We start from the raw sequence: 20,403 nt of genomic DNA on the forward strand, positions 1-20,403 counted from the left end.
TCATTAGGTCATGGACCTGCAGAGCGGCAAGTCGTGAGCGGCTGGAGGCGCTTTGCCGCAAACGCTGTCGCAGTCCGCGAGAGAGTCTGCGCCAGAGTGTCTGCCGCAGTTTCCATTGAACGGGGCGGAACCGACAGCTATTGTCCCGCCGCCTAAAGCGCTAAAACGTTAGGATTCGTTAATAATCAGGGTTCTCGACGGCTCATGTCTTCTCTCGAAATCAACAAGATCGCAGCGGCAGTCCTGACCGCCGGTTTGGTGGTCATGACCAGCGGATTCATCGCCGATCTTCTGGTGGGCGGTCATGGCGAAGCGGAAGAAGACGCTTACCCGATCCAGCTTGCCGAGGGCGATGCGGGATCGGCTCCCATGGCCGAGGAAGAACCGGGTCTCGAGCCTGTCTTGCCGTTGCTGGCGTCCGCCGACCCGGCAGCAGGCGAATCCCTGACGCGCGCCTGCGCGGCTTGCCACTCCTTCGACCAGGGCGGTGCGCAGAAGGTCGGTCCCAATCTCTGGGACATCGTCAACGCGCCTCATGCGCACATCGCCGAGTTTGCTTACTCGGACGCGCTGATGGCCATGGCCGACGAGCCCTGGACCTATGAGGACCTGAACGCCTTCCTGGCAAGCCCGCGCGATTATGCCCCAGGCACCAAAATGAGCTATGCCGGCATGCGCAGTGTCGAGGACCGCGCGAACCTGATCGCTTACCTGCGCAGTCTTTCGGAGGACCCTGCCCCCTTGCCGACGGCGGAGGAAATCGAGGCCGTGACCGGCGGCGGTGAAGCGGACGCCGAGGCAGCGCCGGCCGAAGAGGACGCGTCGGAAGCAGCGCCGACCGAAGAGCAGGCATCGGAAGCGACCTCGGACGAGGCCGAGACCTCGGGAACTGCCGGCGAGACGCAGGAAGCCGCCGCAGACGCCGGAACCGCAGGCGCCATCGTCGAGCGGATCGCCGCGGCCGATCCCGCCGCCGGCCAGCGGGCCGTGCGCGCCTGCGCCGCTTGTCACACCTTCGACGAAGGCGGCGCCAATCGGGTCGGGCCGAATCTGTGGAATACCGTTGGTGCTTCGGTCGCGCATCTGGACGACTTCAACTACTCCAACGTCTTCCAAGAGAAGCATGAGGCCGGTGAGATCTGGACCTACGAGGCGCTGTGGGAGTTCCTGAAGAACCCGCGCGAGTGGGCGCCCGGCAACCGCATGACCTATGCCGGCGTGCGCGACGAGGACGACAAGGCGGCGATCATCGCCTATCTGCGCAGCCTGTCCAGCGAGCCGGCGCCGCTCGAACCGCTGCAGTAGCCTGCGGTGACCGGCAGCCAAGACGGCCTCGATCTCTTCGCCGCCTTCGCCGAAGAGTTGGCGGATGCAGCGCGCGTCGTGACGCGTCGCTACTTCCGGACAGCCGTGACGGTCGACAGCAAGGCCGACGAGAGCCCGGTCACGATTGCCGATCGCGAAACAGAAGCGCGGTTGCGGGATTTGATCGCCCGGCGCTTCCCGGATCACGGCATCGTCGGCGAGGAACATGGCAGCGACCGGCGCGACGCCGAGTTCGTCTGGGTGCTCGACCCGATCGACGGCACCAAGGCCTTCATCACCGGCAACCCTCTGTTCGGCACCTTGATCGCCCTGACACGCGGCGGGCGCTCCATCCTGGGCGTCATCGATATGCCGATTCTCGGCGAGCGGTGGCTCGGCGCCGACGGGCGCACAGCCGAGCACATCGATGCCTCGGGCCGTCGCCCCGCACGCTCCCGCGCCTGCCCGTCGCTGGACGGGGCCGTCCTGCAAAGTACGCACCCCGACATGTTCGCCGGCCCCGACCTGGAGGCCTTCCTTCGGCTCGACCGTGAGGTCGCAATGACGCGCTACGGCGGGGATTGCTTCAGCTACGGGCAGCTGTCCAGCGGTTTCATCGACCTTGTGGTCGAAGCCGGTCTGCAACCCTACGACTTCATGGCACTCCTGCCAGTGGTCGAGGGAGCGGGTGGCCGGGCGACCGATTGGAATGGAGCGCCCCTGACTCTCGACAGCGACGGCTACATGCTCGCAACCGGCGATCCCGAATTGATCGCGGCAGCCTCGCGTTGTCTGAAATCTTCGTAATCTCCGCGTCTTCGGGGCCCAAAGCAGTTGCGTGCCCACCCCTCTGGCATACCTAATAGCGAGCCGGAATGGGCGGGACCAGCTTGGCCGGGAAGAGCCATCACCCGTTCCGAAAGATCTCGCCATCGGGAGTTGGCCGTGCGCAGTGCGCTCTTTTGTCTGGTTTTTGCGCTTCTTGGCTTGACCGGAATGCCAGCAAGCCTGGCTCAGAACGCATCCGAAACGATAAGCGACGCGACACTGGCGCAAGCCGACCTGACAGCCCTGAGCGCCGAGTATCAAATCTACGAGGTGGTGCGCCTGGAGGCCGGCCAGAGAGTCTACCGCTCGCACGCCATCGCGATGCACGGCGAACCCAAGTATCCAGCCAACTGGACGCATTTCGACTACGTCAATCCGGACGCACCCAAAGGCGGCCAGATGACGGTGGGAAGCCAGGGCACTTTCGATTCGTTCAATGCCGAGAACGGCCGGGGCAATCCGGTCGGCGCCGGCTACGAATCATTGCTGGAGTCCTCGGACGACGAGGCCTTCACCAAATACGGGCTGATCGCCGAGTGGGTGGAATGGCCGGAGGACCGATCCTGGGTCACCTTCAAGCTGCGTGACGAAGCCCGCTGGCACGATGGGCAACCGATCACGGTCGAGGACATCATCTGGTCCTACAATACGCTGGTGAACGACGGCCAGCCCTTCTACCGCTTCTATTTCGGCGCCGTGGAGGTTGTCGAGGAAGTTGGCCCACGACAAGTCCGCTTCATCTTCAACGAACGCGACAACCGCGAACTCCCGCTCATCATCGGCCAGATGCCGGTCATGCCGAAGCACTATTGGGAAGAGCGCGATTTCACGACCACAACGCTGGACCCGCCGCTGACCAGCGGTCCCTATAGAATCTCGGCGTTCGAGCCCGGCCGCTACGTTGTGCGCGAGAGGGTCGAAGACTATTGGGGGGCCGATCTGCCGATCAACGTCGGCCGCCACAACTTCAACCGTATGCGCAGCGAGTTCTTTCGCGACGACACGGTCATCCGCACCGCGCTGAAAGCCGGAACACTGGATTTCCGGCGCGAAAATCAGGCCAAGGCCTGGGCGCTCGACTACGATATCCCCGCCGTCCAGCAAGGCTGGCTGCGCCAGGAAGAGGTCCGGCACAACCTGCCGACCGGCATGCAGGCCTTCGTGATGAACACTCGGCGTCCGCTGTTCCAGGACGCCAGGGTGCGCCGCGCGTTGGCCTTCGCCTTCGACTTCGAATGGACCAACTCGGCGCTTTTCTTCGACCTCTACGCCCGCACCTCGAGCTATTTCTCGAACTCCGAGCTCGCCGCTAGCGGCCTCCCGGAGGGCGAAGAGCTGGAGATTCTGGAAGGCCATCGCGGGCAGATCCCCGATGAGGTCTTCACGACGCCGTTCTGGGTGCCGGGCACCGACGGCAGCGGATGGCCACGCGACAACATCATCCAGGGTCTGGAGCTGTTCGAAGAAGCCGGGTGGGAGGTCCGCGATCTGCAACTCGTCAACGTCGAGACCGGCCAGCCGATGCGGTTCGAGATCCTGTTGGTCAGCCCGGCCTTCGAACGGATCGTGCTGCCCTTCGTCCGCAATCTGACCCGCATGGGAATCGACGCCCGGGTGCGTCTGGTCGACCAGTCTCAGTACATCAACCGACTGCGCAGCTTCGACTTCGACATGATCGTCAGCGTCATGCCCCAGTCCGATTCGCCCGGCAACGAGCAGCGCGACTTCTGGTCCAGCGAAGCGGCCGACCAGCCGCGCAGCCGCAACCTCGCCGGCATCAAGGACCCGGTGATCGACGCGTTGATCAGCCAAGTCATAACGGCCCCCGACCGCGAGTCCCTGGTGGCGCGTACCCGGGCGCTCGACCGGGTTCTGCAATGGGGCCACTACACGATCCCTCAGTGGCATTCCCGAAGCCTCAACCTGCTTTACTGGGACAAGTTCGCCCGACCGGAGACCGACGGCCTGTCCAACAACGGCACCGCGATAGATCGCTGGTGGTATGTGCAGGCCAAGGCCGACGAACTGCTCGCGCGGGAGCGGGCCAACCCCGAGATACTCGAGGCCGGCATCGAAGAAGGCAGCGGCGAGAGCGGAACTCCGGGCTGGGGAACCACCCTGCTGGTGGTTGCGGGCCTGGGCTTCGTCGTCTGGTTCCTGCTGCGTGGCGCATTGCGCCGCCGCACGGCCTGAGCCAGGGTAGCACCTCATGACCGCCTATATCATTCGCCGCCTGCTACTGATCGTGCCCACGCTCTTCGTGATCATGCTGATCAACTTCGTGGTGCTGCAGTTCCTGCCCGGCGGTCCGGTCGAGCAGGTGATCGCCCAGATCACCCAGACCGGACCAGGCATCACCGAGCGCATCACCCAGGGCCAGAGCGGCGAGGTCGCCCTGCCCGTCGGCGAGGGCAACCAGTCGACCTACCGTGGCGCCCAGGGCCTGGACGACGAGTTCATCGCCGAACTGGAACGGCAGTTCGGCTTCGACAAACCGCTGCACGAGCGCTTCTTCCTGATGGTCGGCAACTATGCCGTCTTCGACTTCGGCGACTCCTTCTTCCGCGACGAGCCGGTCGTCGATCTGATCCTCGACAAGATGCCGGTCTCGATCTCTCTGGGGATCTGGTCGACGCTGCTGATCTACCTGGTCTCGATCCCGCTCGGCATCGCCAAGGCGGTGCGCGACGGGCAACGCTTCGACATCTGGACCTCAGGTATCGTGGTGGTCGCCACCGCGGTTCCAGGCTTTCTTTTCGCCGTCTTCCTGCTGATCGTCTTCGCGGGCGGGGAATACTTTTCGATCTTTCCGCTGCGCGGCATCGTCTCCGACAACTGGGAGGAACTGCCGCTCGGGCAGCAGATCCTGGACTATCTGTGGCACATGGTGCTGCCGACCGTCTCCATGGCGATCGGCGGCTTCGCAGCCCTGACCATGCTGACCAAGAACTCCTTCCTGGATCAGATCAATCAGCAGTACGTGGTCACCGCACGGGCGAAGGGCCTGGAAGACAAGCGGGTGCTCTACGGACATGTCTTCCGCAACGCCATGCTGATCGTGGTCTCGGGCTTCCCGGCGGCCCTCGTCGGCATGCTTTTCACCGGGGCAGTGCTGATCGAGACGATCTTTTCCCTCGACGGCCTCGGGCTACTGGGCTTCGAGGCGGTATTCAACCGCGACTACCCCATCGTTCTGGGCACGCTCTACTTCTTCACTCTGCTCGGCCTGATCCTGGGTCTGGTTACGGACCTGACCTACACGCTGATCGACCCGCGCATCGATTTCGAGAGTCGGGAGACCTGAGGCCGATGACCGGAGCGCTCACCTCGGACCGCGCACAGGACCGCTTCCTGGGCATCCCGCTGACTCCGCTCGACCGCCGCAGGATCGAGAGCTTCAAGGCGAACCGGCGCGGCCTCTGGTCCCTCTGGATCTTTCTGGCGCTGTTCCTGGTGACGCTCTTCGCAGAGCTGGTCGCCAACGACCGGCCTTTGCTGGTTTGGTACGATGGCGGGGCCTACGCGCCAGTTTTCGAACGCTATCCCGAGACCGCCTTCGGCGGCGTGCTGCCGACCGAGGCCGACTACACCGACCCGGCGGTCCAGGCGCTGATCGCCGAGAAGGGCTGGATGATCTGGCCACTGATCCCCTACGACCACACGACGGTGGCCTGGAACCTGCCGGACCCGGCGCCCTCGCCGCCTTCGGCCGCCCACTGGCTCGGCACCGACGACCAGGCGCGCGACGTGGTGGCACGGGTGATCTACGGCTTTCGCATCTCGGTACTCTTCGGCTTCGCGGTGATCGTGGTTTCGGCCGTCGTCGGCGTCACCGTCGGCGCTCTGCAGGGCTTCTACGGAGGACGGCTCGACCTCTTCGGTCAGCGGCTGATCGAGATCTGGTCGTCCATGCCGCAGCTCTACATTCTGATCATCATGGCAAGTCTCGTGGAGCCGAACTTCTGGTGGCTTCTGATCGTCCTGCTGCTCTTCGCCTGGATCGGCTTCGTGGGAGTCGTGCGCGCCGAATTTCTGCGCGCCCGTAACTTCGACTACGTCCGCGCGAGCCGCGCGCTGGGAGCGCCCGACAGCGTGGTGATCTTTCGCCATGTGCTGCCAAACGCGATGGTGGCGACCCTGACCATGCTGCCCTTCGCCCTGGCCGGCTCGGTCACCATCCTGACCTCGCTGGACTTCCTCGGTATCGGACTGCCGCCGGGCTCGGCCTCGCTAGGGGAAGTGCTGGCCCAAGGCAAAGCCAATCTCAATGCACCCTGGCTGGGCCTAACCGGCTTCTTCACCATCGCCCTGCTGCTGAGCCTGCTGATCTTCATCGGCGAGGCCGTGCGCGACGCCTTCGACCCGCGCAAGGTTTGGGCCGGCAGCGCGCCGCCACCCGAAGAAAGCGAACCGGTCGCGCAACCCAAGCAAGCGCCGGCAGGTGCCGAATGAGTCCGGATCGAACGGGGTTGCAGGTAGAAACCATGCCGGAGGACACGCAAGCTCAGCTGCTGCAGGTTACGAACCTGAGCGCCACTTTCAGCCTGCCGGGCAAGATGGTGACGGCCGTTGACCGCGTCTCCTTCACCCTCGACAAGGGCGAAACCCTGGCGCTGGTCGGCGAGTCCGGCTCGGGCAAGTCCGTCACCGCCTTGTCGCTGCTGCAGCTCCTGCCCTATCCGCTGGCCAGCCATGCCGACGGCAGCTCGGTCAAGTACCGTGGCGAGGAATTGATGGGGGCCGGCGACCGTCGCTTGCGGCAGATTCGCGGCAACGAGATCTCCATGGTCTTCCAGGAGCCGATGACATCCCTGAACCCGCTGCACTCCGTGCTGAAGCAGGTGAGCGAAGTCCTGATCCTGCACAAGGGCATGACCAGAGAACAGGCGCGCGGCCGCACGCTGGAGCTTCTGCATCTGGTAGGCATCCGCGAGCCCGAGCGGCGGCTGACGGCCTATCCGCACGAACTGTCGGGCGGCCAGCGCCAGCGCGTCATGATCGCCATGGCCTTGGCCAACGACCCCGATATCCTGATCGCCGACGAGCCGACGACCGCGCTGGACGTGACCATCCAGGCACAGATCCTCAAGCTGTTGAAGGACCTGCAGCAAAAACTCGGCATGGCCGTGCTGCTGATCACCCACGACCTGGGGATCGTGCGCAAGGTGGCGGACGAGGTCTGCGTGATGACCGGCGGGCGGATCGTCGAGCAGGGACCGGTTGCGGAAATCTTCCAGGCTCCGCAGCACGCCTATACCCGCAAGCTGCTGGCAGCCGAGCCGAAGGGCAATCCCTTGCGCGCCGCGGCGGACGCTCCCGTGGTGATGCAAGGCAGCGACGTGAAGGTTCACTTCCCGATCAAGAAAGGCGTGCTGCGCCGCGCCGTGGACCACGTGCGGGCCGTCGACGGCATCGACGTGACGGTGCGTGAAGGCCATACCCTCGGCGTGGTCGGAGAGTCCGGCTCGGGCAAGACGACCCTGGGCCTGGCATTGCTGCGGCTGATCTCGAGCAAGGGGCGGATCGCCTTCGAGGGCCGCGCGATCGAGGACCTCCGCTCCAAGGCGATGCGGCCCTTACGTCGGGAAATGCAGGTCGTCTTCCAGGACCCTTACGGCTCGCTCTCGCCGCGCCTGTCGATCGGCGAAATCGTCGGCGAAGGGCTGCGCATCCACGAACCCGGGGAAGCCCCGGAAGTTCGTGAGGGGCGTATCGTCGAAGCGCTCGACGAAGTCGGACTCGACCCCTCCGCCCGCCACCGCTATCCGCACGAATTCTCCGGCGGCCAGCGCCAGCGCATCGCCATCGCCCGCGCCATGGTGCTGAAACCGCGCTTCGTGGTGCTGGACGAGCCAACCAGCGCGCTCGACATGTCGGTACAGGCTCAGATCGTCGATCTCCTGCGCGACCTCCAGGCCAAACACAAGCTCGCCTACCTCTTCATCAGCCACGATCTCAAGGTGGTCCGCGCCCTGGCCGACGAGGTTCTGGTGGTCAGAGACGGCAAGATAGTGGAACAGGGCACCGCCGCGCAGATCTTCGACGCCCCCCGCGAGGCCTACACCCAAGCTTTGATGAAGGCCGCCTTCGAGCTGGAGGCGGTGGAAAGCGGCGTTGTCAGCATGTAGAAGCGGAGCTTATGGCGCTTCTGTTCAAATCCGATGTCGACCGCCCGGACAGCTGGATCCCCGCTCTCCGGACCGCACTCCCCGGCATGGAGGTGCGCAAATGGCCGGAGGTGGGCGATCCGGCCGAGATCGACTATGCGCTGGTCTGGCAGCCGCCGGAGGGGTTCCTCGCCTCCCTACCCCATCTCAAGGCGATTCTCTCGATCGGTGCCGGCATCGACCATCTGACGCGCGACCCGAAACTGCCGCGCCACCTGCCGCTGGTGCGCATGGTCGAACCGGGCCTGACCTCCGGCATGACCGAGTTCGTGGTGATGCAGAGCCTGTTCCACCATCGCCGCCTGCTCGATTACCTCGACCAGCAGGATCGCAAGGTCTGGCGGGAACTGGCTCCCGTCGCCGCCTGGCAGCGGCGGGTGGGCGTCATGGGGCTTGGGGAGTTGGGCGCCGATGCGGTGGATCGCCTGGTGCGGCTGCGGTTCGATGTGGCCGGCTGGTCACGCAGCCGCCGCGCCCTGCCAGGTGCCGCCTGCTTTGCGGGCCAGGAGGAGCTGCCGGCCTTTCTGGCCCGCAGCGATATCCTGGTCTGCCTGCTACCGCTGACGGAAGAGACCGACAGCATCCTCAATGCGCAACTTTTCGCACAACTGCCGAAAGGGGCCTGCGTGATCAACGTCGGCCGCGGCGAGCATCTGGTCGAGCAGGACCTGCTGGCGGCGCTGGAGACCGGCCAGATCGATTCGGCGACCCTGGATGTCTTCCGCGACGAACCTTTGCCGCCCGACTCGCCTTTCTGGAGCCACCCGCGCGTTGTGGTGACGCCGCACATCGCCTCCATGACCATTCCGGAGACGGCGGCGGAGGCCATGGCCGAGGCGATTCGCACGCTGGAGGCCGGCGGCACGCCGCCGGGGCTCGTGGACCTGGCGCGGGGATACTAGGAACGGAACTAGCGGCGTTAGAGAGTCGCTGAGCAGCAACCGAACGGCGTTCAATTCGGCCGACTGCGATCCAGCAAAGGAAGCGCCTCGACGGCACGCAAGATGGCTTCGCTCCGCTCATCCGCCGGGCGGCGCGGCAAATCGTAGCCCGCCTCGCTCAGGACCGTCGCGATCTCGGCTGCCGGTGACAGCAGGTCTTCGCCGGGACCGCCGCGCAGCAGACGCCTCGCCTGGTCGCGCGCAACCGCCGCTTCCTGCCGACCTGCCGCAGCGATCAGCGCGAGCAGACGATATTCGTCCGGACCGACCCGCCGGCAGCAGTTGGGATTGTAGGCGATTTCACCCTGCGCCTCGCGGACACAGCGGTAGATCAGACGCGACAGAGCCCCGAGCAGGCGCCGGGCAGGCTCGGTTCCGAGTTCGCGCGACAGGCCCGACCAGACCTGTTCATGTCGCTTCGGCTGCTTCGCAACGAGCCCCTCCAGCCAGGAACGGTAAGACCAGAGCAGCAGTCGCTCGCCGGCAGCCAAGTCGCAAACCGAATCGCTCGGCGCATCCGGCCTCCGAAACAACCCGTCGCGCGGCATTGGCACCTCTTCGATTGGCTATCATCACTTGCTCTGACGCTAACCGCTTCCTGGTCATTATTGCAAGTGATTTTCATTCTCATTTAGAGCGCGGAAGGATTTGCCCAAAGGCCGGCAGCGCCACGATCAGCCCTCTCGGACGAACCCGGCGGCCAGCAGGTCGTCCAGTGCGCGAGCGCTGTCGTCGACGATCTGTTCCGGTGGCTCTTCTGGAAAAGCCTCGGCCAGGGCCTCGAAGATCTCCGGCCCCGCGACGGGCGTCTCCAGCAGGCGCCAGATCCCACTGGTGATGGTATCGAGGTGATAAGGCTGACCGACCTTGGGCTCGACCAGAAAGAACTGGCCCTCCAGTTCGGCCAAGGTGACCGCAGGATTACGGAAATAGCGGCCCGCGGCCCTCATGGTCGGGGCGCATACTTGGCGAGGATGCGCTGCAAGGTGCGGCGATGCATGCGCAGGCGACGTGCCGTCTCGGAAACGTTCCGCTCGCACTGCTCGTAGACCCGCTGGATATGCTCCCAGCGTACACGGTCGGCCGACATGGGATGGTCGGGCGGCGGCGGCAGATCGCCCTCGTCGGCCAGCAAAGCCGCCAGGACCTGATCGGCGTCCGCCGGCTTGGGCAGGTAATCGGTGGCCCCGGCTTTCACGGCCGCAACCGCGGTGGCGATGTTGCCGTAGCCGGTCAGCACGATCACGCGGGAGTCGGCACGGGCATCGTGCAAGGCGGCGACCACATCCAGGCCGCTGCCATCCTCCAGCCGCAAGTCGACCACCGCGAAAGCCGGTGGGCGGATGGTGACCTTATCCTTGCCCTCTCGGACGCTGGTCGCGGCCTCGACCGCGAAGCCGCGCCGCTCCATCGCCTGCGCCAACCGCTTGCACAGCCGGTCGTCGTCGTCGACGATCAAGAGACTGCGGTCGGCGAGATTGGCCAACTTGCGGTCGAGTTGTTCCTGAGTCGGTCCCGGCTTTTCCGGTGCGATATCGATCGTCATGCCACATCAAGACCTTGCGGTTAGATCTAGCTCTCGAAATGGGCGCGCGACCAGACCGCGACAACCTCTGCCCCACGTCCGCCGCGTGCTATCGTTCGGTTTCCAAAAGTTAGTTCAGCGCCGGTCCGCTCCAGCAAGGTCCGGGCGATGAAGACCCCCAGCCCCATATGCTTCTCGCTCCCGTCGCCGCCGATGTCGCTGCTGCGCCCGCGCCGGCCGGTCGAGACATAGGGGTCGCCGAGCGCGCCCAGCACCGCCTCGTCGAAGCCGGGACCGTCGTCGCTCAGTCGTAAGACCAGCCGCGTCGCGTCCCAGAAAACCTCTGCTTCCACTCGGCTACGCGCGAACTGCAAGGCATTCTGGATCAGAGTGCCGAGCCCGTGAACCGTCTCCGGGAGGCGCGGCACCAGCGGCTCATCGGTGAGATCCAGGCTCGGCGCTATGCGAATCTGAAAATCGACGCCGTCACGCAGGAAAGGCGCCGCCGCCACCTCGACCAAGGTCGTCACCGGAATCCGGTTGAGCGGATCGCCAGGCTCCGACGCCTCTTCGTCCGGGCGTCGTGCGAGTTCGGTCAAAATGTCGCGGCAGCGCGCCGCTTCCTCGCGCAGCATGCGCACATCGCTGCGCAAAGGGCTGTCAGCCGGCAGGTCCGGCGACAACTCGCGTTCGATCTCCCGTGAAACCACGGCGATGGTCGCCAAAGGACTGCCCAGCTTATGGGCCGCCGCCGCCGCCAGTGCGCCCAGCGCGCTCAACCTCTGCTCACGCGCCAAGGCCATCTGCGTCGCGGAGAGCGCGTCGACCATCTGGCGGGACTCCTTGGCCAGGGAAGAGACGTAGAGCGCCAGAAAACAGACCGCGAGCACCAGGGCGATCCAGATACCGGCCCGGTAGATGTCCGGCAGCAGGAAACCGGTTTCGCGCCACGGCAAGGGCAGCGCCCAGAGCCCGAGGGCCGTGACGCAGGAGACGGCCACACCCGCCAGCAAGGCCGTGACCCAGCCGGCCAGGGTCGCGGCGGAAACGACCACCGGCGCCAGAAGCAGAACCACGAAGGGGTTATTGAGGCCGCCCGTGATGCCGAGCAACACGGCGAGCTGTGCCAGATCGAAGGCCAGATAGAGTCCAGCCCGCCGGTCGTCGAGCCAGACCGTCCCACGATGGCCGATGGAGGCGAAAAGATTGAGCAGGCCGGACGCGGCGATTGCCAAAGCGGCCGGCAACACCGGCAGGGTGAAGTCCAGCCCGGCCTCGACGACCAGCAGGGCGATCACCTGCCCCAGCACGGCGATCCAGCGGATGAAAACGAGCGTGCGCAGGCGGATGCGCCCGCCCGGTATCGGCACGGCACGCGGAGGACCCGCAGCTGTTCCATTCCAGGCGGTCTGAGGCTCGGGCTCTTGGTGAGGGTCGGGTCTGGCCATGTCGCCTAGAGACTTCGACCCTGCCGGCGGCAAAGGCAAGCGGCACGACCCGAAAGGCTGCCCGACGGGCTGGCCGACAGACCCAGCCTGCGCCATAGTGCGACCCGTGAGCTCACCTGTTATCAATGTCGAAAATCTGATCAAACGCTTCGACGGGGTCGCGGCGGTCGACGACGTGAGCTTTCAGGTCGGGCGCGGAGAAACCGTCGCCTTGCTCGGGGCGAACGGCGCCGGCAAGACCACGACGATCTCCATGCTGTTGGGTCTGCTGCTGCCGAGCAGCGGGCGGATCGAGATTCTGGGGGCCGACATGACGCGGCGGCCATCGGGGGTACTGCAGCGGATCAACTTTTCCAGCCCCTACGTCGACCTGCCTCGGCGCCTGACCGTACAGCAGAACCTCGTCTTCTTCGCCCGGCTCTACGGCGTGACCGACGTAAAAGCCCGGCTGGCGGAACTGGCGCGCGACCTCGATCTGGAGGCGCTTTGGAGTAAGCGGACCGGCCAGCTTTCGGCAGGTCAGAAGACCCGCGTCTCGCTCGCCAAAGCCCTGATCAACAGGCCGCAGGTGCTGTTGCTCGACGAGCCGACCGCCTCCCTGGACCCCGACACGGCGGACTGGCTGCGCGGCTACCTCGAGCGCTACCAGGCGGTAACGGGCGCGACGATCCTCTTGGCGAGCCACAACATGGCGGAAGTCGAGCGGCTCGCCCACCGGGTACTGATGATGCGGGCCGGCAAGATCGCCGACGAAGGCACACCCGAACACCTGATTCAACGATACGGCAGGGCCACACTGGAGGAGGTCTTTCTGGACATCGCGCGCAGAGGCGTTCGGCCGAACGCGGGAGAGGCAGCGTGAGCGATCTCGCCCTGCAAGGACCTGGCGGTGGCGGCCAGAGGATCGGCGCCGTCGTCCTCCGCCATCTTTATCTTCTGCGAAGCTCCTGGCCCCGCGTGTTCGAGCTGATGTACTGGCCGACCATCCAGATGGTGCTCTGGGGCTTCATTACGCTCTTCCTGCTGCAACACTCCTCGCTGATCGCCCAGGCCAGCGGCGTACTGATTTCCGCCGTACTGCTATGGGACGTGTTGTTCCGGGGCCAGCTCGGCTTCTCGCTCTCCTTCCTGGAGGAGATCTGGTCGCGCAATCTGGCAAACCTCGCCGTCAGCCCGCTCACACCGGCGGAATTCCTGACGGCCCTGATGATTCTTTCACTGCTGCGAACCCTGATCGGAGTTCTGCCGGCGGCGGGCCTCGCGATCCTCTTCTACGAGATTTCGATCTTCGAAATGGGTCTGCCGCTGCTTGCCTTCTTCAGTTGCCTGCTGATCATGGGCTGGGCAATCGGCATGGCGGTCTGCGCCTTGATCCTGCGGGTCGGTCAAGGCGCCGAGTCGGCCGCCTGGCTGGCGATCTTCCTGATCGCGCCGGTCTCGGCGATCTACTATCCCGTCGACGTTCTGCCTCCGCTTTTGCAGTGGATCGCCTGGGCACTGCCGACGGCCCCGACCTTCGAAGGCATGCGCGCGCTGCTGATGGAGGGACTCTTCCGCGGCGACCTGTTGCTGCATGCCCTGGCGCTCAACGTCGTCTATCTGATCCTCGGCTGCGGTCTTTTTCTCTGGTCCTATCGCGTCGCCCGCGCACGCGGCCTGATTCTCCAGGTCGGAGAGTAGAGGTAAAAGACCTTCGGCGCAGATCTACTCCGCCTTGCCGCTGACGCCCGCCTCGGCGAAAGTCGCCATACCGTTATGGACGGCACACGCCGCCTTGAGCAACGGCAGAGTCAGTGCCGCACCGGATCCTTCACCCAAGCGCAGGTCGAAGTCGAGCAACGGACGCTTTCCAATCGCCTCCAGAAGTCGCGCATGCCCCGGTTCGGCGGAGCGGTGCGCGACGAGGCAATGATCGAGCGCGCGCGGATCGGCCTTGTAGAGCACGGCTGCCGCGACGCTGCAGGCATAGCCGTCGAGCACCACGGGAATGCGGGCGGCCCGGCAGGCCAGAACGGCCCCGGCTATGGCCGCCAGTTCGCGGCCGCCCAAGGCAGCCAGAGCTGTCAAAGGATCCGGAAGCGCTCTGGCGTTCGCATCCAGCGCCGCCGCCACCGCTTGCGTCTTGCGCTGAATACCGGCGGCGTCGACACCGGTCCCAGGTCCGACCCAGTCGGCCGGCGTTCCACCGAACAGGCCACAGGCCAAGGCGGCGGCGGCCGTGGTATTGCCGATACCCATCTCGCCGAGCGCGACCACGTCCAGACCTTCTTCGATCGCCATCATGCCGTAGGCCATGGCATGGGCCGCATCCTCCTCTCCCATCGCAGGACCTTGGGTGATGTCGGCAGTCGGCAGCTCCAGCGCCATCTCGTAGACGCGCAAGTCCGCGTCCGCCTCGCTCGCAAGCTGGTTGACGGCGGCGAGACCATTGACGAAAGCACCGACCATCTGTTGCGTCACCTCGGGCGGATAGGCCGAGACGGCACGGCCGGCCACCCCGTGCGAACCGGCGAAAACCGCCACGTGAGGACGTTCGATTCGCGGACTGGCGCGGCCTTGCCAGGTTGCCAACCAGACGGCCAGTTCCTCCAGGCGGCCCAAGGACCCGGGAGGTTTCAGGAGATCGCGCTGTCGCGCTTCGGCCGCACTGCCGGCCGTCAGGTCGGGGCCGGGCAGGCGCTTTAAAATATCCCGAATCTCGGTCAGGCTGACAGCGGAGGGATTCGGCTGATCGGACATCGGCGAAGCATTTCCTTAGACGGCACAGGGAGCAGCGGGGCGATTTTCGAGGGCAGCTTTTAGCAGCAGCGGCCAGGGGAAACCATGGGCGCGCAAGCGACCGGTTGCCGACCGCCCGATCGGCGGCTATATCGGCGGCAGTCACTTTGGCGGTCTTGCGGGTATACCAAAGCCACTCGAGATTGCCGCCTTCAAAACCTTTGCGAGTCTCTTATGAGCGAAACCCGCTGGTGGTTCATCCGCCACGCGCCGGTCGATAGCGGCGGCGTCATCTACGGCCAGGACGATCTGCCGGCCGAGTGCCATGATCCCTCCCTCTTCGACCAACTGGCCACACGCCTGCCAGGCGACGCGGTCTGGATGGTGACCAATCTCCAGCGCACGCGGCAAACCGCCGACGCGCTGCGTCAGCGCCTGCCGCAGGGCTTGCCCGACTACCTGATCGAGCGCGACTTTGCCGAACAGCACTTCGGCACCTGGCAAGGCCGAGGCCATGCCGAACTGCGGGCTGAACGCCATCCCGAATGGCACCGCTTTTGGCTGGCACCGGCGACCGAACGCCCGCCGGAGGGCGAGAGCTTCACGGAGCTGACCGCCCGCGTCGGTCGGGCTCTGCTCAGCCACAGCGAAGCGCAGCAGGGCCGCGACGTGATCTGTGTCGCTCACGGCGGGACGATCCGCGCCGCGCTCTCCATCGCATTGGATATCGAGCCGGAGCGTGCCCTCGCCTTCTCGATCGAGAACTGTTCGCTGACCCGAATCGACTGGTTCGCCGGCTCCGCCGGCAGCCATTTGCCGGGCGACGAAGGCAGTTGGCGGGTCGCAACCGTCAATCTGCCGCCGCGGTGACGCCGTCAGGTTGTCACAATTCCGCCGGACTCCGGCGGATAGGCTAGACTGCCGAGACTGTTCGAGTCGCCCGAGTCGGAATTCCCCGAGAGGAGATCCCTATGTCCGCTGTGCGCCGCCCCTCGCGTCGTCGTTTCCTTGGGATGGCCAGTGCCGCCGCAACGCTTGGTGCGCTGGTGCCTCTGGCCCCCACTCGGGTCGCAGCCCAGAACAACGAAACTCAGAACAACGAAACTCAGAACAACACGCCTCAAAACAGCCCGACTCAAGGCAGCACACCCCGAAGCGGCGCAGCCCAGGATGCAGCGCAGCTGGTGGACGAGGCGGCCTTGACGGCAGAGTCCCTGCTGCGCGACCCCAACTTCAGCGAGCTGGCGTCCTTCTCGCAACGCGCCAAAGCGATCGTGATCTTCCCCCAGATTTTGAAGGCCGGCTTCATTCTTGGCGCCGAGGGGGGACGCGGGGTCCTCTTGGTGCGCGGTGCCGATGGCAGCTGGAGTCCGCCGGCCTTCTACACCCTGGCCGCAGGCTCGATCGGCCTGCAGATCGGCGGGCAGGTCAGCGAGTTGGTGATGACCGTCATGAACGACGGCGCGCTCTCGGCCATGATGACCAACAAGGTGCAATTGGGTGCGGAGCTTTCGGTGGCGGTCGGACCGGTCGGCAAGGGCGCCGAGGCAGCCACGACGACAAACCTGAATAGCGATGTTATCGCTTTTTCAAAAACCGTCGGGCTGTTCGGCGGCGGTGCGCTGGAAGGCGCGGGTTTGATTCCGAACCACGAGTGGAACCGGGCCTACTACAATGCGCCCCAGGCAACGCCGGAAACCGTCGTTCTGGAGCGACGGTTCTACAATATGCAGGCGGATCGGCTGCGCCAGGCCCTGCCGCAGCCTCAAGGGGGAAGCTCCTAGAGCGCGATCGTCGTGGATGGAAGCAATCTCGCTTACATTCGGGACCTAAATCGCACTCTGGTTTTATCGGGGAGCAGAATAGCAGGCGGCGCTAGACCGGGCCGTGATTGGCCGGACCTAGTTTATGGGTCCGGCGATCGGGTGGAATCCGGCCTGGATTCAAACAGGCTCTAGAGGTGACGACGGCGCGACCGCCTCGGATCGCTGACAGAAGTATCACGCGACGTCTCTCTGCCCGGCCGCTTGATCATAGGACGCCTCGCGCAGGGAAGACTGCACGACCTCGGCAAGCCGTTCCTGCAGCTGCGCCACGCTGGTGTTGAGTTCGCCGGCGAGAGTCCCGACGCCCAGGGCCTTTTCGCCGGACGCATTTGCCTGGCTTGCGACCGTCGCAATGCAGTCGGTCACGTTCTGAGCAGCTGCGGAGGTCTCCTGGACGTTGCGGGCAATCTCACCAGTCGCCGCGCGCTGTTCCTCAATCGCCCCCGCAATCGCGGTCGTGACTTCATCGATCTGTCCGATGCTCCCTGTGACCTGCCCCACGGCCTCGACGGCCTGTGCGGTCATGGACTGAACTTCGGAGATATGGCGATTGATCTGCTCGGTGGAACTGGCCGTCTGATTGGCCAGCGCCTTCACTTCGCCCGCCACCACCGCGAAGCCCTTGCCGGCTTCCCCGGCCCGTGCCGCTTCGATGGTCGCATTCAAGGCAAGCAGGTTCGTCTGCTCCGCAATGCCGGCGATGAGTTCCGCGACGGTGCCGATCTGCTCCACTGCCTGGGACAGGTCCTCCAGGCGACTGCGCGCTTGACCGCCGACCTCCACCGTCGTCGTGGTCGCCGTGGTCGCCTGCCCGACCTGCTGGGCGATTTCGCCAATCGAAGCCGTAAGCTGCTCGCTCGCGCTGGCGACGGCCTGCGCCGTTGCAAGGGCTTGTTCCGCCGCAGAGGCAACGGTCTTGGACTCGCTTTGCACGGCGTCGAGGGCCTGCACCATCTCCCGCGCCGAAGCTTCCATGCGATTGCTCGTCTGAGACGCTGTCGTAACCAGAACGCCGGTTTCGCGTTCGATCGCATCGGCCATGGCCTGCAGTGCCTCCTGGCGCGCCTGCTCGCCGCGCTCTCGCTCGAGACGACGATCCGCCCGGGTCTTCTCGGCCTCCACGGCTTCGGATCGAAAGTGCTCCAGAGCTTTGGCCAAGGCGCCGATCTCGTCACGACGGGTGGTATCGCCGGTCGAAATATCGAGATCACCTTGACTGAGCCTGCGCATCGCGGAGGTCATTCGGGTCAGCGGCCGCACAGTGGAGCGCAGAACGTAGATCGCTAGCCCGATGCAGAACAGCAGGACCGCGATTTCTTCGACGATCCAGAAGATCAGACTACTGGCCGCTGCTTGCTGCTTCTCAGCAGTCAAGGCCGCAACCTGAGCGATCAGATCGCGTTCCAGGCCTCGTAAATCGTCGATCCGCGCAGTCGAGGCTGCGAACCACGCCGGTCCGTCTGCCGTATCCAGGACGCCGCCGAAGGGTGCGTTGACGACCTGAGCGCGCAAACGTCGAAATTCCCGACGGCGATCCGACTCCAGTACTTCGTCGAGCGCCCGGACCTGCTCCGGCAGTGCCAGTTCACTCAGTTCGAGAATCGCTTGTTCCTGCCGACCGATCAGCCGCAGCATTCGCGTATGGACTGCGGACGTCGCCTCGCCGGCTCCATAGGCGGCAGCCCCCATCGCACGCTCCAGCCCGGCCGACTCCTTCAGCTGCATCAGCGTATGCTGGAGGAGCAGTTGTTCCTCCACATGCTTGTCGCTTGCCGAGAGGATCATGGCATTGACGATGCGAATGAGTGCGTCGACAGAACGCGTGTAGGCCGCAAGGGCGTCGGGACCTGCAATCCCATCGCTGTCGATCTCGCCGCGAACACGCATAACGACAGCCAGCTGCTGTCGTGACACGTCGATCTGATTGACAACGCGACTTTCTTGATCATCCAGGGAAAGGCCGGCCATCGCCTCTTCAAAAGCCTGCAAAGCCGCATCGGTGTCTTGGCGCTGTTGTGTGAGGGCTTCAGCTCGCTGAGCCGCACGACCGGACGCCAGGAAAGCACTGGTACGTCCACGTTCCTTCTGAAGCTCGTGCACCAATGCCCCAAGGGAATCGTTGGTGCCGACCAGAGACTGGAGCCGGTTCAGATCGTTGGAAACCCTCCACTCCAGGACCACTTCCATCGTCGAGATGGCCAACAGCACAACCAAGGGCACAGCAACTATCGCTGCCAGCTTTCCTGCAATCGGTATGTTGTTGATCCACAATGCGAAGCGAGCCATTGAGACGTCCCGAGCTTTGTTTGAAATTTGAATGAGTGAAGCTTCGCAAATTTCACTCAAAATCATTGAATTCGAATTAATATCTCTCAGATAAATCCGATCTTTGTTTGTTTGTATTTGTTTGTTTGTATATGAGTCGATTTCTATCGAGGCGAGAACAGAACTTTAGGCAATCGCCTAACTGAGCTTCAATCGCCGGCATTTACCAATCGGCAGGCAGGCAAAGGGTCAGCCGCCACCAACCAGATTGAGGCGCAGCACCAGAAGCCCGGCGACCGTTCCGATCTGCAGCAAACAAGCGAGACCGTAGAGCCAAAGCGCGCGATCCAATCCGCCTCCGGCCGTGCCAGGAGAGGATGCCGTCAGAGCAGTCGGACCAAGACCGATCCGCAACACCGCGCCCGGCGCCCCGCCCCCAAGCGCTCGAGCGATAGCCCGACCGCCGTCGCCTTGCGGCTGGAACAGGGACGCCAGAGCGAGGAACAGGGCCGCGAGCCGCTGCGCCGGCCAGAACAGCAAACGGTCGAGCAGAACTGCGGCCCGTCCGAAGGGACCGTCCGGGCCATAGAGCCGTGCCAGAAGCCGCACCACCGAGACAACCAGAAGCCCAGGCAAGCCAAGCGCCAGATAGGCAAGCGCCGAGCCCACTGCTCCGTCCGCAAAGCGCGCACCCAGGGCGTCGGCGGCGCGAACCGGCAAAGCGACAGGCGCCGCAAGGCCGGGATCGAGACGCTGCAAAGCCTGCTCGGCAAGCTGCGGGCTGCCCACGGCCAGACCATCGCGCACGGCAGCGGTCGCCTGCCAAGGCCCGCGCTGCCGCACCAGCGCGGCAACCAGCGGAAGCTCGAGCAAAACGGCATATGGCAGATTGCGCGTGACGAACTCGAAAGCGATACCGGCGGCCAGGGGCGGCAGCAGCAAAACGAGCGTAACGATCCAACCGCGAACACTACGCGCTGTCGCCCCCCGTTCGGCGCGATCCAGACGACGTTGAAGCTCGCGCGCACCGCGCACCAACCGTCCCCTTGGATCAGCCAACACACCCGTAAGCCAAGCACCGCCCAGGTAGCCCTCCAGCCCCATGGCGAGCAACAGCAAGATCAGCGGATCGACGGAGCCGAAGGCCCCCGGCAAGCTCGGCATGAGTGCGAGCATCGACGGCGCTGCAACTGCGGTCAACCGTCGCAGTGACGCCGAATTGTCGATCTCACCGAAGACTGCCTGATCTAGCTCATTGGCGACCTGGGGCGTTCCGCGACATCACCATCCGGAACTCGGCGGCCTGCGGTATTGCGACGGCAGGTCGCGCTGCCTCGCATTGGTTGCAAAGGCATCCTATCTGTGTGCTGCTCTTTAGGG

Annotated in this window: 18 protein-coding genes; 11 read left to right on the top strand and 7 right to left on the bottom strand. The window is 64.9% G+C overall.

Features of this window, described 5'->3' with window-relative positions; translation table 11 throughout:
- The first annotated feature begins 204 nt into the window (after nt 1–204).
- The 7 genes from DBZ32_RS22765 (at nt 205) to DBZ32_RS21730 (ending at nt 9,202) form a co-directional block, all read left to right on the top strand.
- A complete protein-coding gene (locus DBZ32_RS22765; protein WP_162906914.1) occupies nt 205–1,305 on the top strand; it encodes a c-type cytochrome in 1,101 nt (366 codons plus the stop codon).
- A gap of 6 nt (nt 1,306–1,311) precedes the next feature.
- Nucleotides 1,312–2,112, top strand: coding sequence for a histidinol-phosphatase (gene hisN / locus DBZ32_RS21705; protein WP_119169367.1), 801 nt, complete (start codon nt 1,312–1,314; stop codon nt 2,110–2,112).
- 189 nt (nt 2,113–2,301) lie between these two features.
- Nucleotides 2,302–4,326 (top strand): extracellular solute-binding protein, encoded by a 2,025-nt coding sequence (locus tag DBZ32_RS21710; RefSeq protein WP_162906915.1) that lies wholly within the window; start codon nt 2,302–2,304, stop codon nt 4,324–4,326.
- Nucleotides 4,327–4,342: 16 nt separating this feature from the next.
- Nucleotides 4,343–5,437: a microcin C ABC transporter permease YejB gene (locus DBZ32_RS21715; protein ID WP_119169369.1), complete on the top strand. Its 1,095-nt coding sequence runs from the start codon at nt 4,343–4,345 to the stop codon at nt 5,435–5,437.
- Nucleotides 5,438–5,442: 5 nt separating this feature from the next.
- Nucleotides 5,443–6,585 (top strand): ABC transporter permease, encoded by a 1,143-nt coding sequence (locus DBZ32_RS21720; RefSeq protein WP_119169370.1) that lies wholly within the window; start codon nt 5,443–5,445, stop codon nt 6,583–6,585.
- Nucleotides 6,586–6,617: 32 nt separating this feature from the next.
- Nucleotides 6,618–8,261: an ABC transporter ATP-binding protein gene (locus DBZ32_RS21725; protein ID WP_119169371.1), complete on the top strand. Its 1,644-nt coding sequence runs from the start codon at nt 6,618–6,620 to the stop codon at nt 8,259–8,261.
- Between the two features lie 11 nt (nt 8,262–8,272).
- Entirely contained in the window at nt 8,273–9,202 is a 930-nt protein-coding gene (locus DBZ32_RS21730; RefSeq protein WP_119169372.1) for a 2-hydroxyacid dehydrogenase, read from the top strand.
- A 50-nt stretch (nt 9,203–9,252) separates the two neighbouring features.
- Here the strand turns inward: DBZ32_RS21730 and DBZ32_RS21735 are convergent, their stop codons facing one another.
- From DBZ32_RS21735 to DBZ32_RS21750, 4 genes are all read right to left on the bottom strand, one after another.
- Complete coding sequence (locus DBZ32_RS21735) at nt 9,253–9,789, bottom strand: hypothetical protein (RefSeq protein WP_119169373.1); 537 nt, start codon at nt 9,787–9,789, stop codon at nt 9,253–9,255.
- A gap of 126 nt (nt 9,790–9,915) precedes the next feature.
- A complete protein-coding gene (locus DBZ32_RS21740; protein WP_119169374.1) occupies nt 9,916–10,191 on the bottom strand; it encodes a PqqD family protein in 276 nt (91 codons plus the stop codon).
- The gene (locus DBZ32_RS21745; protein WP_119169375.1) at nt 10,188–10,787 is read right to left on the bottom strand and encodes an ActR/PrrA/RegA family redox response regulator transcription factor; all 600 of its coding nucleotides are present in this window, start codon (nt 10,785–10,787) and stop codon (nt 10,188–10,190) included. Before DBZ32_RS21745 ends, DBZ32_RS21740 begins: the two co-directional genes overlap by 4 nt.
- Nucleotides 10,788–10,813: 26 nt before the next feature.
- The gene (locus DBZ32_RS21750; protein ID WP_162906916.1) at nt 10,814–12,214 is read right to left on the bottom strand and encodes an ActS/PrrB/RegB family redox-sensitive histidine kinase; all 1,401 of its coding nucleotides are present in this window, start codon (nt 12,212–12,214) and stop codon (nt 10,814–10,816) included.
- A 106-nt stretch (nt 12,215–12,320) separates the two neighbouring features.
- Here DBZ32_RS21750 and DBZ32_RS21755 point away from each other — a divergent pair, with 106 nt between their 5' ends.
- Both DBZ32_RS21755 and DBZ32_RS21760 read left to right on the top strand, forming a co-directional pair.
- Nucleotides 12,321–13,076 carry an ABC transporter ATP-binding protein gene (locus tag DBZ32_RS21755; protein WP_235830302.1) on the top strand — a complete coding sequence of 252 codons (756 nt, stop codon included), beginning with the start codon at nt 12,321–12,323 and terminating at the stop codon, nt 13,074–13,076.
- The gene (locus tag DBZ32_RS21760; protein ID WP_235830303.1) at nt 13,073–13,894 is read left to right on the top strand and encodes an ABC transporter permease; all 822 of its coding nucleotides are present in this window, start codon (nt 13,073–13,075) and stop codon (nt 13,892–13,894) included. Before DBZ32_RS21755 ends, DBZ32_RS21760 begins: the two co-directional genes overlap by 4 nt.
- 24 nt (nt 13,895–13,918) lie before the next feature.
- On the opposite strand, the gene cobT is transcribed toward DBZ32_RS21760, so the two are convergent.
- Complete coding sequence (gene cobT / locus DBZ32_RS21765) at nt 13,919–14,953, bottom strand: nicotinate-nucleotide--dimethylbenzimidazole phosphoribosyltransferase (RefSeq protein ID WP_119169377.1); 1,035 nt, start codon at nt 14,951–14,953, stop codon at nt 13,919–13,921.
- Nucleotides 14,954–15,166: 213 nt separating this feature from the next.
- Between cobT and DBZ32_RS21770 the strand changes: the two genes are divergently transcribed.
- Both DBZ32_RS21770 and DBZ32_RS21775 read left to right on the top strand, forming a co-directional pair.
- Complete coding sequence (locus DBZ32_RS21770; RefSeq protein ID WP_162906917.1) at nt 15,167–15,802, top strand: histidine phosphatase family protein; 636 nt, start codon at nt 15,167–15,169, stop codon at nt 15,800–15,802.
- Between the two features lie 101 nt (nt 15,803–15,903).
- Nucleotides 15,904–16,716 carry a lipid-binding SYLF domain-containing protein gene (locus tag DBZ32_RS21775; protein ID WP_119169379.1) on the top strand — a complete coding sequence of 271 codons (813 nt, stop codon included), beginning with the start codon at nt 15,904–15,906 and terminating at the stop codon, nt 16,714–16,716.
- Nucleotides 16,717–16,932: 216 nt separating this feature from the next.
- Here the strand turns inward: DBZ32_RS21775 and DBZ32_RS21780 are convergent, their stop codons facing one another.
- Nucleotides 16,933–18,978 (bottom strand): methyl-accepting chemotaxis protein, encoded by a 2,046-nt coding sequence (locus DBZ32_RS21780; protein WP_162906918.1) that lies wholly within the window; start codon nt 18,976–18,978, stop codon nt 16,933–16,935.
- Nucleotides 18,979–19,272: 294 nt separating this feature from the next.
- Nucleotides 19,273–20,199: a cobalamin biosynthesis protein gene (locus tag DBZ32_RS21785; protein ID WP_119169381.1), complete on the bottom strand. Its 927-nt coding sequence runs from the start codon at nt 20,197–20,199 to the stop codon at nt 19,273–19,275.
- Nucleotides 20,200–20,403: the final 204 nt, after the last annotated feature.

Source organism: Algihabitans albus, from assembly GCF_003572205.1.
In the GTDB taxonomy this organism is placed as follows: Bacteria; Pseudomonadota; Alphaproteobacteria; order Kiloniellales; family DSM-21159; genus Algihabitans; species Algihabitans albus.

What these genes read in the sequence shown, in the direction of transcription:
- DBZ32_RS22765 (WP_162906914.1), top strand. Translation starts at nt 205, where the DNA reads ATGTCTTCTCTCGAAATCAACAAGATCGCAGCGGCAGTCCTGACCGCC.
- DBZ32_RS21710 (WP_162906915.1), top strand. Translation starts at nt 2,302, where the DNA reads ATGCCAGCAAGCCTGGCTCAGAACGCATCCGAAACGATAAGCGACGCG.
- DBZ32_RS21715 (WP_119169369.1), top strand. Translation starts at nt 4,343, where the DNA reads ATGACCGCCTATATCATTCGCCGCCTGCTACTGATCGTGCCCACGCTC.
- DBZ32_RS21720 (WP_119169370.1), top strand. Translation starts at nt 5,443, where the DNA reads ATGACCGGAGCGCTCACCTCGGACCGCGCACAGGACCGCTTCCTGGGC.
- DBZ32_RS21725 (WP_119169371.1), top strand. Translation starts at nt 6,618, where the DNA reads ATGCCGGAGGACACGCAAGCTCAGCTGCTGCAGGTTACGAACCTGAGC.
- DBZ32_RS21730 (WP_119169372.1), top strand. Translation starts at nt 8,273, where the DNA reads ATGGCGCTTCTGTTCAAATCCGATGTCGACCGCCCGGACAGCTGGATC.
- DBZ32_RS21735 (WP_119169373.1), bottom strand. Translation starts at nt 9,789, where the DNA reads ATGCCGCGCGACGGGTTGTTTCGGAGGCCGGATGCGCCGAGCGATTCG.
- DBZ32_RS21740 (WP_119169374.1), bottom strand. Translation starts at nt 10,191, where the DNA reads ATGAGGGCCGCGGGCCGCTATTTCCGTAATCCTGCGGTCACCTTGGCC.
- DBZ32_RS21745 (WP_119169375.1), bottom strand. Translation starts at nt 10,787, where the DNA reads ATGACGATCGATATCGCACCGGAAAAGCCGGGACCGACTCAGGAACAA.
- DBZ32_RS21750 (WP_162906916.1), bottom strand. Translation starts at nt 12,214, where the DNA reads ATGGCCAGACCCGACCCTCACCAAGAGCCCGAGCCTCAGACCGCCTGG.
- cobT (WP_119169377.1), bottom strand. Translation starts at nt 14,953, where the DNA reads ATGTCCGATCAGCCGAATCCCTCCGCTGTCAGCCTGACCGAGATTCGG.
- DBZ32_RS21770 (WP_162906917.1), top strand. Translation starts at nt 15,167, where the DNA reads ATGAGCGAAACCCGCTGGTGGTTCATCCGCCACGCGCCGGTCGATAGC.
- DBZ32_RS21775 (WP_119169379.1), top strand. Translation starts at nt 15,904, where the DNA reads ATGTCCGCTGTGCGCCGCCCCTCGCGTCGTCGTTTCCTTGGGATGGCC.
- DBZ32_RS21785 (WP_119169381.1), bottom strand. Translation starts at nt 20,199, where the DNA reads ATGCTCGCACTCATGCCGAGCTTGCCGGGGGCCTTCGGCTCCGTCGAT.